This is a genomic window from Kitasatospora sp. NPDC036755, assembly GCF_040636595.1.
Lineage (GTDB): Bacteria > Actinomycetota > Actinomycetes > Streptomycetales > Streptomycetaceae > Kitasatospora.
Window position 1 is genome coordinate 1 of record NZ_JBEZUT010000059.1, and the last position, 16,488, is coordinate 16,488.

Here is a 16,488-nt window from a genome sequence, read left to right on the forward strand (position 1 = left end):
GGCGCAGCTGCGCCGCCGGGGCGGCCTCGACCACCGGGATCACCGCGTTGAGCTGGGCGAGCAGCCGCACCAGGGTGGGGGAGCGGCCGTGCCGGCGGGCCCGGCGGGCGAGCAGCAGGTCGTAGGACTGGTTGAGCGCGCGGGTGAGCTCGCGGCGGCGGCCGTCGTACGCGGGGGTGCCGGCGGCGGCCAGCAGGTCGGCGGCGGCCCGGTAGGTGTCCGCCACCACCGCCCGCTCGGGGACGCCGACGCGCAGCGGCCAGGCGAGCAGGGTCAGGGCGAGCACCAGCAGGCCGCCGAGCAGGAGCAGGGCGGGCGGCAGCCACCAGGGGGAGGGCAGCGGCAGGCCGGCCCCGACCACCGCGTTGAGCAGCAGGAGCAGTCCGGAGACGGACGCGACCGCGCCGATCGAGGAGATCATGCCGGAGACCAGGGCGACGGCGGTCACCGTCGCGACGGCCGTCCAGCCGGTGCCGAACACCAGGGTGCCGAACAGCATCCCGAGGGCGCCGAACAGCTGGGGCACGGCGATGTTGAACACCCGCATGCGGTAGGCGTCGGCGGTGTCCCCGATGACTCCGGACAGCGCGCCCATCGACACCAGCGCACCGTAGCCGGGCCGGCCGGTGGCGGTGCCGACGGCGAGCGGGGCGGAGAGGGCGACGGAGGCGCGGGCGACCGCCGCCCAGGGGATCGGTGCGGCCCGGGGCCGCAGGCTCTCGGTCAGCCACGGGGGAGCCGTCAGCACGCGTGCCATGTGCCCAACGTACGGCGAGCCCGGTGAGTTCACCGTTTCGCGGTTATGTCAATTCAGGAAACATACCCCCGCTTATGTCAGCCGCCGAAACATAAAGCGAACCCCGCGAAGCGCCGTGAACTGCGTTGATTTCCCAATCGGTAACCCGCAGGAAAGGGTTGACACCATTAGTTGGTCTAGTCCAACGTATGGGGAGTGCGGTTCGGTAAAGGCTGATGCGGGGTGAGGGGCCTTGCCGGGCGGGAGAGTTGGCCGCCTGACGTGGCACTGTTCCGCGCCCGCGGACCGAATCGGGAAGGGCCGTGTGCGGACGGCCCTCCGTTCCGCACCCGAATTCCCGTTGCGGCCGGTGACCGGCCGTCGACTCGCCGTGCCCGCGCCGTGCCCGCGCCGGGCGCGCGACGAAGCGCTGCGCCGACTACGAACCATGGAGTGACTGCCCATGCCGAGACCTGCCCCGCACACCGGCGGACCCACCGGCGAATACCTCTACCGGGCCGCCTCGGAGCGCCCCTACTTCAGTGCCGACACCGAGAGCTACCTCGCCCCGACCGCGCTGCGCGAGATCCGCAAGGAGCGCCCGCTGCGGGTGCTCTCCGAGGAGGACTACGCGTTCTGGCAGACCTACGGCTACGTGGTGGTGAAGCAGGCCGTCCCGGCCGAGGCCGCACGCCGACTGCTCGACTTCGCCTGGGAGTTCCAGGGACTGTCGCCGGACCGCCCCGAGGAGTGGTACCGCGAGCGCGACCACCGCGACGAACTCGACCGGCACCTGCACATCTACGGCTTCGTCGAGGCCTACCACCACCAGCTCATCTGGGACAGCCGCCAGGCGCAGCGCGTCTACGACGCCTTCGTGGACGTGTGGGACTGCGAGGAGCTCTGGGTCACCCTCGACCGGCTCAACCTCAACCCTCCCAACATCCGCAACCGCGACCGCGCGCTGATCGAGCCCACCGACCGGGGCTTCGACATCGAGCTGCACTGGGACGTCGACACCACCCGGAGCATGCTGCCGCAGCGCGTCCAGGGCATCATCGCGCTCAACGACACCGCCCCCGACCACGGCGGATTCCAGTGCGACCCGGAGCTGTTCCGCCGCTTCAACGAGTGGCAGGCCGCCCAGCCGGCCGACCGTGACCCGATCCGCCCGGACGTCGACCGCGCCGAGTTCCCCGTCGTGCGGCCCGAGTTGAGCGCCGGAGACCTGCTGATCTGGAACGGCCTGCTCGCCCACGGCGTCGAGCGCAACACCTCCGCGAACGGCGTGCGCGCGGTGCAGTACCTGTCGATGATGCCCGCGCTGGAGGAGTCCGAGAAGCTGCGCCGCTCCCGGGTGGAGTCCTGGCGCACGCTCGCCACCCCGGACTGGAACCGCACCCTGGTCGGCGACGCCGACCGGCCCGAGGCGCAGCGCTACGGAACCGCCGAACTCACCGAACTGGGAGAGAAGTTGCTCGGGCTGCGCTCCTGGAGCGGCAAGCCCTTCGACGAGCACCCGGAACACGGAGGGCACCCGGAACACGGGGGGCGCCCGGAACGCGGGGAAGACCGGTCGGCCGCCACGGGGGAGCGGGAATGCGCGACGTCTGCCTGACTCTGCCCACCAACCGCGAGTGCGCGGGCACCATCACCGCGGTCGGAGCCGAAGCCGCTTACGCCGCACGGCGGTTCGGAGTCCGGGTGCACCTGCTGGTGCTGGACTCCGCCGACCCCGCGAGCCGGAAGCGGCACGCCGGGGCCCTCGCCGCTCTGCCGGCCGTCGAGGGCGTGGTCGTCCACCACCTGGACGAGGACGCCCAGCGCGCCTTCCTGCGCGAGGTGGTCGAGCGCTCCGGAGCGGCCGGCGGGGCCGGACCGGACCGACTGCTGGAGCTTATGCTGCCGGACGCCGTCTCCTACGGTGCCTGCACCAACCGGGCGTTCCTGCTCGCCGCCGCCCTCGGCTGCGAGTCGGTGCACCGCCGCGACTCCGACAGCCGTTACCAACTGCTCGACGGCGAACCGGTGTTCCCGATCGAGCATGAGCTGGCCACGCTCGGGCTGAAGGCCGCCGACGCGGCCGCCGCCGTCACCGGGAACAGCCTCGACCCGGCCCACGCGGACAAGCCGGTCGTCCTGGTCGGCGCCTCCTTCATCGGCGAACTCTCCGTCGACGTCGGCGAGATCCGCGAGCTCGACCCCGAGGTCCACCACGACGTGGTCGCGCTCTGGGCGCCCACCGGGGCGAGCGAGGAGGAGAAGCGCGACCTCGTCGCCGACTCCTTCACCGGCGGCGGCACCGAGCCGTTCACCACCGACCGCGCGGTGCTGGACCTGCCCGATATCTGGCGCATCGACATGTGCAACATCGGCCTCCACCACGAGGTGTACGAACGGGTGCCGCTGCCGCCCGCCACCGACACCATCGGCAGCGACTACTTCCTGCACCACCTGGTGCGTGACGCGACCCTGCCGGGCGTCACCCACAACCGCCACATCGTCAACTACCACACCCCGGAACGGCGCACCGGCCCCGGCTTCACCGCCTACCAGCTGCGCTACGCCAAGTTCCTGCTCTCCATGCTCTACCTCTACCCGGTGTACGCCGAGATGGAGGCCGCCGGCGACGCCCTGCTGGACGAACTGCACCACGTCCGCCCCGAGGCGGTCGCCGACTCCGCCCGTCGCAGCGCCGCGACGGACCGTGCGGAGAACCACCGCAGGCTCGCCGAGCTCGACCGCTGCTACCGGCGGCTCGGCGGGAAGTACGCCGAGTTCGCGGACCACCTGGCGCCCCAGCGGGCGCGCCTGCTCGACGAGGCGCAGGCGGACATCGAGGACTTCGCGGCGCTGATCGACGCGTGGGGCCCGCTGGTGCGGGCGAGCAAGGCCACCGCCGCCGACCGGCTGCCGCGCCAGCCGGACGGGAACCCCACGTGACACGTCAGACCAGCAGTCAGACCACCGGCCATGCGACCGGCCATGCGACCGGCCGTACCGCCGGCCCCGGGACGGGCCGCGGCCCCGGCCACCCGCCCGCCCACCGCGCCCCGTCCCTCTCCGTGGCGCACACCGAACCGCCCCGCACCGACGAGCACGACCACGCCGTACTGCGCGCCGCGCTCGCCGCCGCCACCGACGACCGGATCATCTACGACCTCGACGGCATCGGCCGCCAGTACGCCGCACTGTGCGCCGAACTGCCGGGCGTGGCCGTCCGGTTCGCGATGAAGGCCTGCCCGGTCGACGAGGTGCTGGACCACCTCGCCGCCCTCGGCTCCGGCTTCGACGCGGCGAGCCCGCAGGAGATCGCCCAGGCGCTGCGCACCGGCGTCGCCCCCGGGCTGGTCCACTACGGCAACACCGTCAAGTCGGACCGCAACATCGCCGAGGCCTACCGGCTGGGCGTGCGGGACTTCGCCACCGACAGCCCGGAGGACGTCGCCGCGATCGCCGAACACGCCCCCGGTTCACGGGTGTTCTGCCGGATCGCGACCACCGGTGAGGGCGCGCTGTGGGGCCTGAGCCACAAGTTCGGCTGCTCGCCCGAGGACGCGCTGCGGGTGCTCGACGAGGCCCGCACCGCCGGGCTGGTGCCCTCCGGCCTGTCGGTGCACGTCGGCTCCCAGCAGATGACCGCCGAGGCCTGGAGCGCGGCCGTCGACTCGCTGGCCGCCGTGCTGGAGGCCCTCAACTGGCGCGGCATCGTGCCGACCCGGATCAACCTCGGCGGCGGTCTGCCCGCGCTCGGCGTCCTCGACCGCGGCGGGCGGCCCCTGGACCCGCCGCTGGACAAGATGTTCGCGGTGATCCGCGAGGGCATGGAACGGCTGAGCGCCGTCAACGCCGGGCCGCTGGAGTTCCTGCTGGAGCCCGGGCGCCACCTGGTCGCCGACCACGGCGCGATCCGCGCCCACGTCTCCCGGCTCACCTCCCGCCGCCGCCTCGACGGCGCCCGGGAGGACTGGCTGTACCTGAGCTGCGGCAAGTTCAACGGCCTGTACGAGATGGACCAGTTGCAGTACCGGCTGGAGTTCCCCACCCACCCCGGCGGGCAGTTCGTCAACGCCGTCGTGGCCGGCCCGACCTGCGACAGTGACGACGCGTACGCGCAGGACGGCGGCCTGGTGCGCGTCCCGCGCGCCGTCGCCTCCGGGGACCCGGTCTGGATCCACTCCTGCGGCGCCTACGCCACGGCCTACGCCACCCAGGGCTTCAACGGCTTCGCGCCGCTGCCGTACACCTGCGTCGGCGGGAACCGCGAGGAGGGAAGCGCATGAGCGAGTACCGCATCCGGCTGCTCGGGGAGGACGACTGGGACGCCGTCGTCGCACTGGAGGAGCGCGCCTACGCCGCCAGCGGCCTGTCCGAAGGCCGCGAGGCGCTGCGCTCCCGGCACCGCGCCTCGCCGGACACCTGCTTCGTGCTGGAACACGCCGGCCGCCTCGGCGGCTACCTGCTCGCCCTGCCGTACCCGCTGTTCCGCTGCCCCGACCTCAGCCGCCACGAGGACGCGGACGGCACCGGCGAGCGGCCGACCAACATGCACGCGCACGACGTGGTGATCGCCGAGGACCTGCGCGGCCGGGGCCTGTCCCTGCGGATGCTGCGGCACCTGGAGGAGGCCGCTCGGGCAGCCGGCTACCGGACCTCCTCGCTGGTGGCCGTCCGCGGCTCGCACGTGCTGTGGACCCCGCTGGGCTACCGCGCCCGGCCCGAGATCGACCTGCCCGAGAGCTACGGCACCCGGGCGGTCTACATGGCGATGCCGCTGGACCCCGTCCCGGTCCGGCCGCTGCCGCACTCCACCGGCCCGCTCCCCGGGCCGCACCCCAGAGCCGAAGTGGGCTGATACCGATGTCCCCCGTTCGCGACGACTTCCGCCGGTCCCAAGTGGCCATCGGCGCACTGTTCTTCGTCCTCGGATTCCAGTACGCCACCTGGGTCTCCCGGGTGCCCGCGCTCAAGGCCAGGCTCGACCTGGGCGAGGCCCAGATCGGCCTGCTGCTGATGACCTGCGGAATCGGCGCGGCGGTGTCCTTCCCCCTGGTGGCGGTGCTGATGCGGCGGCTCGGCTCCCGCCTGCTCTCGGTGCTGTCCGCGCTCGTGCTCGGCGTGATCCTGCTCGCGCTCTCGGTGGTGCCGAACTACCCGCTGACCCTGCTGGTGCTGTTCTTCGACGGTGTCGCGGTCGGGGGCCTGAACGTCGCGATGAACGCCCAGGGCGCCGCGCTGGAGGCCCGCTTCGAACGGACCACGATGTCCCGGCTGCACGCCACCTTCAGCGCCGGCTCGCTGCTCGCCGCGCTGCTGGCCTCGGGCGTCACCGCCGTCACCGACACCCTGGCGGTGCACTTCGGGCTCGCGGCCGCACTGCTCGCGGCGCTGGTCGTGGCCGCCCGGCCGGGGCTGCTGGCGGAGGGCCCGGCGGCGGCCGACGCCTCGGCCGACTCCTCGGCCGACGCCGCCGAACCGGCGGAGCGGAAGCAGCGCCGCGGCTTCGCGCTGCCGACCGTCGCGACCCTCTGGATGGGCCTGGCGATGGTCTTCGGCACCGTCACCGAGGGCGCCATGAACGACTGGTCGGCGCTCTACCTCAAGGACTACGTGCACGCCGACGCCGGACTCGCCCCGATGGGCATCGCGGTGGTCTCGGTGATGATGGTCTGCGCCCGGATCTTCGCGGACGGCTGGCGCACCCGCTTCGGCGACGGCCGGATCGTGACCACCGGCAGCCTGCTCGCCGGCCTCGGACTCGCCCTCGCCCTGGCGGCCGGCGGCGTGGTCCCGACCCTGATCGGCTTCGCCTGCGTCGGCCTCGGCGTGGCCGCGGTGACCCCGTGCGTCTACGTCGCCGCCGCCCGGCAGGGCGCCGACGCGCTCTCCCTGGTCGCCGCCATGGGCACCACCGGCCTGCTGGCCGGCCCCGCCGTGATCGGCTTCATCGCCGGTGCCACCAGCCTGCTCTGGGGCATGGCCGCCGTCGCCGCCTCGGCGGCCGTCGTCTCGCTCTGCGCGACCCGGATCAGCTGGCCCGGCCGGGACGCCCCGGCGGCCCCGGCCGAGGCCGAGGCCTGGCTCGCCGCCGACCCGAGCTGATCGGCAGGACGCCCCGCCGCACTCCCGCCCGGCACCTCGCGCACCCCCGTCGCGAGGTGCCGGGCGGGTCCGTCATGACGTCCGGGTTCCGTCCGGCACGTCCGAGCCGCCGGCCGCGATGCGGTGGGCGAGCCCGGCGCGCAGCGCGCCGAGCCGGGCGATCTCGGTGCCCGGGGCGGCGAGTCGGGCGTGGACCACCGGGGCGGAGGTGTTCGCGCCGGGGGAGCCGGAGCAGCGGACCGGCGGGTCCCGGCCGGGCAGGCACCGCCGCGGGACGCCGGGCGCTAACCCCTGGCCCCCGCGTCGGAGGCAAGCCTGCCGGACAGACCCGCGAGGAGGAGCAGGACCACGACCGGGTAGAGGACCACCGGCGTGAACTCGTGGCGCAGGCCCAGGGCGAGCACGCCGAGCTGGACCAGCGCCCCGCCGGCCAGGGCCAGCCTGCGGCGCCCGGTCCGCTCGCCCGCCATGCCCATCCGGGACACCGCCTTGACCGCCAGCATGTTGAGCACGGCGGACACGCCCACCACGGACGCGACCGTCACGCCCAACGGGACGTTCGACGCGTCGTCGTCCGAGATGCCGCCGATCATCGGGGAGGCGACGAAGAACAGCATGACCGCGGCGACGGTCTCCAGGATGAGCAGGACGAGCGCGGCGTGGACGAGGACGAGGTGGCGGCGGGTCATGCCCCTTCGACGCGGCCTGACACGGGATAGGTTCCCGGTCGGACGGCCGATCCTGGCCGGCCGGTCATCGCCGTACGACCGCGCGCCGCACCGAGAGGAACGAACAGCATGAGCGAGCAGGCCCCCGAGCCCTTCGAGCCCGTCGACGAGGACTGGCAGACCGCGTTGGCGATCGTCGCCCACCCCGACGACATGGAGTACGGCGGGGCCGCGGCCGTCGCCCGCTGGACGGCGCAGGGCAAGACCGTCGTCTACGCGATGGTCACCAGCGGCGAGGCGGGCATCGACTCGCTGGACCCGGCCGAGTGCGGCCCGCTGCGCGAGGCCGAGCAGCTCGCCTCGGCGCGCGTCGTCGGCGTCGACACCGTGGAGTTCCTCGGCCACCCGGACGGCGTGGTGGAGTACGGGCTGCCGCTGCGCCGGGACATCGCCCGGCTGGTGCGCAGACACCGGCCGGACATCGTGATCACCAGCAACTTCCGGGACACCTACGGCGGGGTGTTCCTCAACCAGGCCGACCACATCGCGGTCGGCCGGGCCACCCTGGACGGCGTCCGGGACGCCGGGAACCGCTGGGTGTTCCGCGAGCTGCTGGCGGAGGGCCACGAACCGTGGAACGGCGTGCGGCAGATCTGGGCGGCGGCCTCGCCGGAGGCGAAGCACGCGGTGGACACCACCGACACCTTCGACCGGGGCGTCGCCTCGCTGGAGGAGCACCGGGCGTACCTGGCCGGACTGGGCGGGGAGATGGCGGAGCCGCGGGAGTTCCTGGAGGGCTTCGGCCGGGGCGCCGGAACCCGGCTGGGGACGCGCTTCGCGGTGCCGTTCGAGGTGTTCCCGCTGCGCTGACGCCTTCAGGGCGCGTTGCCGCCGCTGCCGCTGCCGCTGCCGCCGTCGCTGCCGCCGTCGCTGCCGCCGGTGTCCGTGCGACGCCGCCGCCGGTAGCGCAGCACCTGCCGGAGCAGGAAGCCGGCGACCAGCGCGCCCAGCCCGACCGCGAACCAGACCTGGTAGCGCAGCGCCGTGTGGTAGACCGTGCCGATGTTCTCCCCGGCGACGAAGCCGAAGGTGCCCCAGACCGCCGTCCACAGCACCGCGCCGAGCAGGTTGAACGGCAGGAACCGGCGCCAGGGCATCTCGGTCGTCCCGGCGATGATCCCGTTGTACTGGCGCAGCCCGTCCACGAAACGGGCGACCGTGACGACCTTGCCGCCGTGCCGGGCGAAGAAGCCGTCCGCGCGCTCCATCCGGGCCGGGGTGAGCAGCACGTAGCGGCCCCAGCGGTGGACGAAGGCGCGTCCGCCGGTGTGGCCGATCAGGTAGCCGAGGCTGTTGCCGAGCGCGGCGGCGACGGCCGCGATCACCAGGACGGCGGCGAAGTCGAGGTGCCCGGTGCCGGCGTACACCGAGGCCAGCACCAGGATGGTCTGCCCGGGCACCGGGATGCCGCAGTTGTCCAGCAGGACGAGCACCGCCACCGCGAGGTACCCGTAGTGGTCCAGCAGTGGCGTGAGCCCGGCGAGCGCCCCGGGCAGCGGGGCCGTGGGGGCTGACACCGCTCCTCACCACCTCGCGCGGGGCGGGGCGGCGGGGGTGTCGGTCAGAGGTTCGCCTGGCGCTGTTCGATGTTGCAGTCGGGGCCGGGGTAGATCAGGCCCTCGTGGCCGTCCTCGAAACGGACCACGTAGGGCGGCTCGCCGTTGGTGCCGCGCACCTCGACGATCTCGCCCTTCTGGTCCACCATGCCCACCGACCTGCTGTGGATGTGGAGCTGGTCACCTACCGCCGCGTGCATGGTCTGCTCCCTCGGGTCGAGTGCCCGGCCGCCCGCGCGGCCGTTCCCGCTATCCACTGTGCTGCGGGCGCGGCGGGCGCGCAACGCCTCGGGCCGGCGGGGCCGGGGGGACGGAGGTCAGTGGGCGGTCGGCTGTTGCGCGAGGTAGCCGCGGACCAACCGCTTGCACTCGGCGATCAGCGTCGGATCGCCGTCCGGGGCCTCCCGGAAGGCCAGTTTGAGCACCGCGTCGGCGGCTTCCAGGGCCACCCGCAGGGTCAGCGTGACGGCCGTCGGGTCGCCCGCCCGGAACAGTTCGCCGCCGAGCGCCTGGAGCCGCAGCGCGACGGCGGTGTTGTTGTCCACGCCCGCGTCCAGCAGGTGCCGGTCGTCCCGGACGTCGGTGGGCACGGCCGGCACGGCCAGCCCGAAGTCCAGCTGTCCGAAGCCCGGAACGGCGCGCTTCATCGCCACGAACTCCTCCACCGCGAGGTCGGTGAACACGGCGGGGCCGACCGGTGCCGCGGCGGCCAGCCTGGCGTCCAGGCGCTGGAGGAAGCGGTCCAGGTTGCGGGTGGCGAGCGCGGCCAGCAGGTCCTCCTTGCCGGCGAAGAACTGGTACAGGGTGCCGATCGGCACCTGGGCGCGCTGGGCGACCTCCTTGGTGGTGAGCGCGGTCGCCCCGACCTCGTCCAGCAGCCCGGCGCAGGCGTCCAGGATCCGGCCGTACCGCTCCAGGCTGCGCTGCTGGACCGGGCGGCGTCGGACCGGTCCGGGGGAGGGGTGGCTCCTGTCGCTCATGACCTCACTGTGCCGCATCCGCTGTTGCGGCGGCGAATCACCGGGGCGTGTGCGGCCCGGAGTGTCCCGTGGGGCAGGAGTCGAGTGGTGGCCGGAGCTGAACGGCACGGTGGCGGGAAGGTGTCCACGGGTTGGCATTGGCCTTGTCGTGGACGCGAGGACAGGTTCATACTCCTGGGGCGGACTACCTTGCGTGATCAACGCATGCCTCTTCGTGGTGATCACGATTCAGCTGTGGCGGCCGAGGCGCCTGTGACGGACGCTCCGCCGCCACCCGAGGTCTGGATGACGCCGTGTGCCCCCACTGCCCGCGCCACGTCCCGTGGCGTCACGCCCCTGTGTGTGCCCAGCCGTATGTGTGTGCCCAGCCGAACGGAAGGAGGGGATCGGTTCGGTGACCCTGTCCTCCGGAGGGCGCGAGGCCCTCGACACCGAGCACCGCCGACAGTTCCTGGAGGCCGGATACCTCGTCCTGCCCGGCCTGTTGCCGGAAGCGCTGCGCGAGCGGCTCGCCGCCGAGGTCGACCGCTGGGTCGACGAGGGCCTGCGGGCCCGGTCGATCGCCGCGTGCACCGACCCCTTACAGTACGGGCCGCCCCCGCTGCTCGAACTGGAACTGCCCGCCCACGGCGAACTCCTCACCCACCCGCCGCTGCTGCTCGCCCTGACCCGTCTGCTCGGGCCGGACTTCGTCTTCCACCACCTGCACAGCGACCGCCAGGACCCGGGGATCCCGGGCAAGGCCTGGCACCACGACTGCGAGCCCAACGACCGCTCCGACCCGTCGCTGCTGATGGTCCACGCGCTGCACTACCTCGGCGGACTGGACGAGAAGGTCGGCGGCCTGGCCGTCCTGCCCGGCTCGCACCTGCGCACCACCGGAAAGACCGCCTTCGCCCACCACGGCACCGGCGAACTGCCCGGCGAGGTGCTGATCGACCGGCTGCCGCCCGGCTCCACGGTGCTGCTCAACTCGGCGCTGTTCCACACCCGCAGGCCGGCGCCCGAAGGACCGGGCCACCCCCGGTACTTCGTCGACGCCTCGTACTGCCAGGTGGGGGCGCGCTGGCGCCCGGTCAAGCCGTACTGGCGGCAGATGCTCGCCCGGGCCCGCGAACTGGACCTGGCCGACGGCCAGTGGCCCGAGCTGTTCGCGGAGCGGCACTTCACCGAGTACACCGGAGGGGACCGCACCGGCGCCGGATACGCGGCCAGTGGGTACCCGGAAGCCGAGCACGCCGGAGCCGGGCGCGCGGCAGCCGAGCGCGCCGGCACAGAGTACGCGGCCACCGAGCACGCCGGCCCCGAGTACACCGGAACCGTCTGAGGAGCACTGCGTGGAGATCGTCACCGCCGTCGCCTACCCCGAGGTCCACGACGCCTACCTGCGGGACCACCCGGTGGAGCGGGCCCACGAGGCGAACAGCAACATGTACGGCGAGGAGAACCTCGACCGCGCCGACCGCATCCGCGGCGGCTGGTGGCGGATCCGGCTGTCCCGGGCGGACGTCCTGGGCGTCGTGCTGCCCTGGCACCTCAGCGAGGGTGGGGAGCTCGAACTGGTGCCCCGCTCCGGGCTGACGGTGGCCGAGGCGGCCGAGCGGGTCCGGGCCGGCGGAGCCGCGTGGACCGCCGCCAACCCGGTCTGCGCGGCGAAGCTGCGGCTGCTGCGGGAGGCCCCGTTCACGCTCGTCTTCCTCAGCACCGCCCCGGTCGACCACTCCGACTACGGGGACCTCGCGGTCCGGTCGGGGCTGATCCACCTCGACGGCCTGCACCGCATGCTGGCCTGGGAGTTGGCCGGACGGCTGCCCGAGCGGGCGCTGCTGGACGGCTACCTGGTGGGCGACCCGACGGTGGCCGCCGGGCCCGGCCGAACGAGCCGAACGAGCGGGACGGGGGAAGAGTCGGCGTGACCCCCGCGACACAGCACGTCCGGTCCGTGGACTCCGGCCGCTCGGCCGGCCCCGCCCGTTGTTCCGACCGCGCGGACTCCGCGGGCAGCGCCGAGTCCGCCGGCTCCGCCGGTGGCGCCGGCTGTTGCGACTGCGCCGGTTCGCTGCCCGAGCTGCTCGCCCACGCGGCCCGGGCCCACCCCGAACGGCCCGCCCTGGGAGACGGCGTCCGCTCCTTCGACTACCGCACGCTCGACACCGCGGCCGACCGGATCGCCGCCCGGCTGGCCGCCGCCGGCACTGGCCGGGGCGACCGGGTCGCCCTGGTCGGGCCCCGGGACGCCCGGATGCTGGTCCTCCTGCACGGGGTGCTGCGCTCCGGCGCGGCGGCCGTGCTGGCCGACCCGGACTGGTCGGCGGCCGACCTCGCCCGACGGCTGGCGTCCGTCCGGGCCGCCCGGGTGCTGGCCACCGAGGGCGGACTCGGCGGAGAGGTGGTGGACGTCGAGGCGCTCCCGGAGCTGCCGCCGGTGGCCACCGAGGTCCGCGGCGAGGACCTCGCGTACCTCTCCTTCACCTCCGGGTCGAGCGGCGAGCCCAAGGCGGTGGCCGTCACCCACGCCAACGCCGTGCACTACGCCCGGGCACTGGCCGGACGGCTCGACCTCTCCGAGGACGACGCCCCCCGCGCCGCCCACGTCACCACCCTGGCCGCCGACCTCGGCCACACCGCCTGGCTGCTCGCCCTGGCCACCGCCGGCTCGGTGCACCTCGTGCCGGACCGCGAGGTGCGCGACCCGGAGGCCTTCTGGGCCTCGCTGCGGCGGGCCCGGGTGGACGTGCTCAAGACCACCCCCTCCCACCTGACCGCCCTGCTGGAGGGCCGCCCGGCCGACTCCCCGCCGCTGCACACCGTGCTGCTCGGCGGCGAGCCGCTGCCCCGCCCGCTCGCCGCCGCCCTGCTCGACGGCGGCACCACCGCGCGGCTGGCCAACCACTACGGCCCGACCGAGACCACCGTCGGCGCCACCTGCCTGCTCGTCACCTCGGCCCGCCAACTTCCCGCCGAGGAACCGACCGTACCGATCGGCACCGGGATCGGCGAGGTGCTGCTGGCCGTGGTGGACGGAACGGGCCGGACGGTGCCGGACGGCGCGGTGGGCGAACTGCTCATCGGCGGCCGGGGGGTGACCGCCGGGTACTACGGGCGGCCGGACGAGACCGCCCGCGGCTTCGTCCGGCACGACGGCCGGCTGGTCTACCGCACCGGCGACCTGTGCCGTCGGCGGGCCGACGGCAGCCTCGTCTTCCTCGGCCGGGTGGACCGCCAGGTGAAGGTCCGCGGCTACCGGGTGGACCTCGCCGAGATCGAACGGGCCATGGACGGCCACCCCGGCGTCGCCCGCTCGGCGGTGCTGCTGCGGGAGACCGCGCTCGGCAACCAACTGATCGGCGTGGTACGGCTGTCCGGCGGCGCCGACGAGGCGGAAGCGCCGGACGGGCTGCGGGCGTACCTGCGCGACCGGCTGCCCGGCTACTCCGTGCCGCAGCCGATCCTGGTGCTGCCGCGGTTCCCGGTCGGCCCGAACGGCAAGCTCGACCGGCAGCGGATCGCCGAGCTGGCGGCCGAACTGATCGAGGCCCGGGCCGGGTCGAGCGGCGCCGAGCCGCCGGGCGGACCACGGCAGGACGCCCCCGAGCCGGGCGGCACCGTGGACGCGGACGGCCTGGCCGGCGAGATCGCCCGGTTCTGGGCGGGCGCCCTCGGCCTGCCCGCCGTCGGGCCGCGCGCCGACGTGCTCGGCATCGGCGGGGACTCCATCCTCGCCATGCGCACCATCGCCTTCCTGCGGCGCTCCGGCCTGCGGGTCGCCTACGAGGACTTCTACCAGTACCCGACGGCGGAGGGGCTGGCGGCCGTCGCCGTCCCGGCCGCGCCGTCCGTCCCGGCCCCGCGCGGCGAGACCGGCGGACTCCGACTCGCCCCGGCCCAGCGGTGGTTGTACCGGCAGCGGACGCTGCGGGACCCGCGGCACTGGAACCAGTCCGTGCTGCTGCGCTGCCGCACCGCCGTCGATCCGGAGGCGCTCTCGGCGGCCGTCGCGGCCGTCCTGGAACGGCACCCGGCGCTGCGCCGGCCGCTCACCCCCGACGGCTGCGGCGGGCTCCGGGCGGTGGCCGACCTCGACCCGGTCTCCTTCTCCCGGATCCCGCGCGCGGCCGGGGAGATCGCCGACACCGTCGCGGGGGTCTGCACCGAACTCCACCGCAGCCTCGACCCGTCGGCCGGCCGCCTGCTGCGCGCCCACCTGTTCACCGGCCCGGCCGGCACCGACGACCGGCTCGCGCTGATCGCGCACCACCTGGTGGTCGACGGGCTGTCCTGGCGGATCCTGCTGGACGACCTGGCGCACGCGTACCGTGCGGTGCTCGACCGGAAGCCGGTCGACCTGCCGCCGACGGCGGACTTCTACGCCTGGGCGGCGCTGGCCGCGCCCGCCGCGGAAGCCGGGGAGGCCGCGGCCGCCGGGGGAGTCGCGGAGGTCTCGGAGGTCTCGGAGGCCTCGGACATCGCGGAGGCCGCCGCTCTCAGCTGGGCGCTCGCCCCGGACGCCACCGCCCGGTTGATCGCCCGGCACGGCGCCGGGGCCGGACTGGAGGCCGTGCTGCTGGCCGCCTTCGCCGAGGCCGTGACGGCCGAGGCCGGCGCCGCCGAGCCTGTCACGGCCGAGTCCGCGACGGCCGCGGGAGGCCGCCCCCGGCTCGCCGTGGAGGTCGAGACCCACGGCCGGGACGCGGTCGGCGACCCGGGTGAATTCCTGGACACCGTCGGCTGGTTCACCGCCGTCAAGCACATCGGGCTGGAGGCCGGGGCCACCCCGGAGACCGTCGCCCGGCGGCTGCGCGAGGCACCCGCCCGGGCGATGGACGCGCCGGGCGAACGGCCCGCCGTCGGCTTCAACTTCCTCGGCACCTTCCGGCTGCCCGAGGAACCCGCGCTGGACTGGACCGTCGCCGCCGAACAGGCCGGGACGGCCCGCTGCGCCGGGGGCGATCCGTTGTACGAACTGCGCCTCACCGCGCGGGTGGTGGAACAGCGGCTGGTCGCCGACCTGGTGTACGGCCGGCCCGGTCCGACGCACCCGGCCGCCGAGCGGATCACCGCGCGGTTCGCCCGGTCCGTGGCGGCCGAGGCGGGGGCGCCGCAGGCCGCACCGCCGGTCCGGGCGGCGCTGTCCACCTCAGGCCAGCTGCTGCACCCCGGCGTCGCACCGGCCACCCGGGCGACGGTGCGCGAACCCGCCCGGGTGCTGCTCACCGGCGCCACCGGCTACCTCGGGCGGCACCTGCTGGAGGCCTTCCTGCGGCGCGGTGCCGAGGTCACCTGCCTGGTGCGGGCCGCGGACGACGCCGCCGCGCTGGAGCGGCTCGGCGCCGGGGGCGGGGGCGGGGGCGGCGGTGTGGTCCGGGCACTCGCCGGGGACGTCGACCGGGAGGGCCTGGGCCTCTCCCCGGCGGGGAGCGAACTCGCCCGGGGCGCCCACCTGGTGGTGCACGCGGCGGCGGACGTCCGGCTGGTGGCCTCGCCCGACGAGCTGGAGCGCACCAACCACACGGCGGTGCGCCGGCTGCTCGACTGGGTCGGGGAGAACGCCCCGGACGCCCGGGTCCACCACGTCTCCACGCTCGCCGTCTCGGGCGGCGTCGACGGCCCGCCGCGCCGCTTCAGCGAGGCGGACCTGGAGATCGGCCAGCACTTCCGCACCCCGTACGAGCGCACCAAGTACCGGGCCGAGCGGGCCGTCCGGGCCTGGGCCGCCGGCGGGCACGCCGCCTACCTGCACCGCAGCGGCCACATCGCGGCGCACAGCCGGACCGGCGCGTTCCAGGCCAACGCCGGGGACAACCGGATCTACCAGCTGATCCGCGGCTACCTGCTGGCGGGCGCCGCGCCGAGCCGGCCGGACACCGCCTTCGCGTTCTCGTACGTGGACACGGTGGCCGCCGGGATCGCCGCGATCGCCCTCGACCCGTACACCGCGCCCGGCGCGTACCACGTGGAGTCGCCGCACGCCGTCCCGCACGACGAGCTGGTGCGGTGGCTGGCCGGGCACGGCCACCCGGTCCGGCTGACCAGCGAGGAGGCCTTCGCGGCCGCCCTCGCCAGGGCCGAGCGCCGCCACCCGACGGCCGCCCGGGTGGCCGCCGCCTGGGCGGCGCAGGAGGAGCGCCGCGTCCTGGTGGACAGCGCGTACACCACCGGGGTGCTCGACCGGCTGGGCGTGCGCTTCGCCGCGCCGACCCCGCAGTGGTGGTCGGCCGCGCTCGGCTGGGCCGCCGGGGCCGGATACCTCCCGCCCGTCGACCCGCCACCACCCGCCCGGGGCGGCCCCCCTGAACACCTCCGTGACGACACCCGTGACGGCATCCGCGACGACAAGCACGACGACAAGCACGACGACATCCGTGAAGGCAGGACCAATCCGTGAA

The 16,488-nt window shown here is 74.8% G+C and carries 15 protein-coding genes; 9 read left to right on the forward strand and 6 right to left on the reverse strand.

All coding sequences use genetic code 11. The features are described 5' to 3' along the window. Nucleotides 1-757, reverse strand: a 757-nt coding sequence (locus AB0E96_RS11865; RefSeq protein WP_359821669.1) for an FUSC family membrane protein, incomplete at its 3' end; no start/stop codon positions are given. A 442-nt stretch (nt 758-1,199) separates the two neighbouring features. Here AB0E96_RS11865 and AB0E96_RS11870 point away from each other — a divergent pair. The 5 genes from AB0E96_RS11870 (at nt 1,200) to AB0E96_RS11890 (ending at nt 6,838) form a co-directional block, all read left to right on the forward strand. Next, the gene (locus AB0E96_RS11870) at nt 1,200-2,354 is read left to right on the forward strand and encodes a YbiU family protein (RefSeq protein WP_359821671.1); all 1,155 of its coding nucleotides are present in this window, start codon (nt 1,200-1,202) and stop codon (nt 2,352-2,354) included. Next, entirely contained in the window at nt 2,336-3,679 is a 1,344-nt protein-coding gene (locus AB0E96_RS11875; protein ID WP_359821674.1) for a DUF6271 family protein, read from the forward strand. Before AB0E96_RS11870 ends, AB0E96_RS11875 begins: the two co-directional genes overlap by 19 nt. A gap of 122 nt (nt 3,680-3,801) precedes the next feature. Then, nucleotides 3,802-5,019 carry a type III PLP-dependent enzyme gene (locus tag AB0E96_RS11880; RefSeq protein ID WP_359821720.1) on the forward strand — a complete coding sequence of 406 codons (1,218 nt, stop codon included), beginning with the start codon at nt 3,802-3,804 and terminating at the stop codon, nt 5,017-5,019. Continuing rightward, entirely contained in the window at nt 5,016-5,591 is a 576-nt protein-coding gene (locus tag AB0E96_RS11885; RefSeq protein WP_359821676.1) for a GNAT family N-acetyltransferase, read from the forward strand. The genes AB0E96_RS11880 and AB0E96_RS11885 overlap by 4 nt, the downstream gene beginning before the upstream one ends. Nucleotides 5,592-5,596: 5 nt before the next feature. Beyond that, nucleotides 5,597-6,838: an MFS transporter gene (locus tag AB0E96_RS11890; protein ID WP_359821678.1), complete on the forward strand. Its 1,242-nt coding sequence runs from the start codon at nt 5,597-5,599 to the stop codon at nt 6,836-6,838. Between the two features lie 72 nt (nt 6,839-6,910). On the opposite strand, the gene AB0E96_RS11895 is transcribed toward AB0E96_RS11890, so the two are convergent. Next, nucleotides 6,911-7,036: a hypothetical protein gene (locus AB0E96_RS11895; protein WP_359821680.1), complete on the reverse strand. Its 126-nt coding sequence runs from the start codon at nt 7,034-7,036 to the stop codon at nt 6,911-6,913. Nucleotides 7,037-7,122: 86 nt separating this feature from the next. Then, nucleotides 7,123-7,527 carry a hypothetical protein gene (locus AB0E96_RS11900; protein WP_359821682.1) on the reverse strand — a complete coding sequence of 135 codons (405 nt, stop codon included), beginning with the start codon at nt 7,525-7,527 and terminating at the stop codon, nt 7,123-7,125. A 108-nt stretch (nt 7,528-7,635) separates the two neighbouring features. Between AB0E96_RS11900 and AB0E96_RS11905 the strand changes: the two genes are divergently transcribed. Beyond that, nucleotides 7,636-8,376: a PIG-L deacetylase family protein gene (locus AB0E96_RS11905; RefSeq protein ID WP_359821684.1), complete on the forward strand. Its 741-nt coding sequence runs from the start codon at nt 7,636-7,638 to the stop codon at nt 8,374-8,376. A gap of 5 nt (nt 8,377-8,381) precedes the next feature. Here the strand turns inward: AB0E96_RS11905 and AB0E96_RS11910 are convergent, their stop codons facing one another. The 3 genes from AB0E96_RS11910 to AB0E96_RS11920 form a co-directional block, all read right to left on the reverse strand. Next, complete coding sequence (locus AB0E96_RS11910; protein ID WP_359821687.1) at nt 8,382-9,083, reverse strand: DedA family protein; 702 nt, start codon at nt 9,081-9,083, stop codon at nt 8,382-8,384. Between the two features lie 44 nt (nt 9,084-9,127). Further along, on the reverse strand, nt 9,128-9,322 hold the full coding sequence (locus AB0E96_RS11915; RefSeq protein ID WP_359821690.1) for a DUF1918 domain-containing protein: 195 nt from the start codon (nt 9,320-9,322) through the stop codon (nt 9,128-9,130). A gap of 117 nt (nt 9,323-9,439) precedes the next feature. After that, nucleotides 9,440-10,102, reverse strand: a complete 663-nt coding sequence (locus AB0E96_RS11920) for a TetR/AcrR family transcriptional regulator (protein ID WP_359821692.1) — start codon at nt 10,100-10,102, stop codon at nt 9,440-9,442. Between the two features lie 394 nt (nt 10,103-10,496). On the opposite strand from AB0E96_RS11920, the gene AB0E96_RS11925 reads away from it, so the two are divergent. The 3 genes from AB0E96_RS11925 to AB0E96_RS11935 are packed head-to-tail and all read left to right on the forward strand — an operon-like array spanning nt 10,497 to nt 16,487. After that, complete coding sequence (locus AB0E96_RS11925; RefSeq protein WP_359821695.1) at nt 10,497-11,429, forward strand: phytanoyl-CoA dioxygenase family protein; 933 nt, start codon at nt 10,497-10,499, stop codon at nt 11,427-11,429. Nucleotides 11,430-11,439: 10 nt separating this feature from the next. Continuing rightward, on the forward strand, nt 11,440-12,018 hold the full coding sequence (locus AB0E96_RS11930; protein WP_359821698.1) for a DUF6309 family protein: 579 nt from the start codon (nt 11,440-11,442) through the stop codon (nt 12,016-12,018). Next, entirely contained in the window at nt 12,015-16,487 is a 4,473-nt protein-coding gene (locus AB0E96_RS11935) for an AMP-binding protein (RefSeq protein WP_359821700.1), read from the forward strand. The genes AB0E96_RS11930 and AB0E96_RS11935 overlap by 4 nt, the downstream gene beginning before the upstream one ends. Nucleotide 16,488: the final 1 nt, after the last annotated feature.

Bases quoted from the DNA above. Each gene is read 5' to 3' on its own strand.
- AB0E96_RS11870 (WP_359821671.1), top strand. From the start codon at position 1,200: ATGCCGAGACCTGCCCCGCACACCGGCGGACCCACCGGCGAATACCTC.
- AB0E96_RS11875 (WP_359821674.1), top strand. From the start codon at position 2,336: ATGCGCGACGTCTGCCTGACTCTGCCCACCAACCGCGAGTGCGCGGGC.
- AB0E96_RS11885 (WP_359821676.1), top strand. From the start codon at position 5,016: ATGAGCGAGTACCGCATCCGGCTGCTCGGGGAGGACGACTGGGACGCC.
- AB0E96_RS11890 (WP_359821678.1), top strand. From the start codon at position 5,597: ATGTCCCCCGTTCGCGACGACTTCCGCCGGTCCCAAGTGGCCATCGGC.
- AB0E96_RS11900 (WP_359821682.1), bottom strand. From the start codon at position 7,527: ATGACCCGCCGCCACCTCGTCCTCGTCCACGCCGCGCTCGTCCTGCTC.
- AB0E96_RS11905 (WP_359821684.1), top strand. From the start codon at position 7,636: ATGAGCGAGCAGGCCCCCGAGCCCTTCGAGCCCGTCGACGAGGACTGG.
- AB0E96_RS11915 (WP_359821690.1), bottom strand. From the start codon at position 9,322: ATGCACGCGGCGGTAGGTGACCAGCTCCACATCCACAGCAGGTCGGTG.
- AB0E96_RS11920 (WP_359821692.1), bottom strand. From the start codon at position 10,102: ATGAGCGACAGGAGCCACCCCTCCCCCGGACCGGTCCGACGCCGCCCG.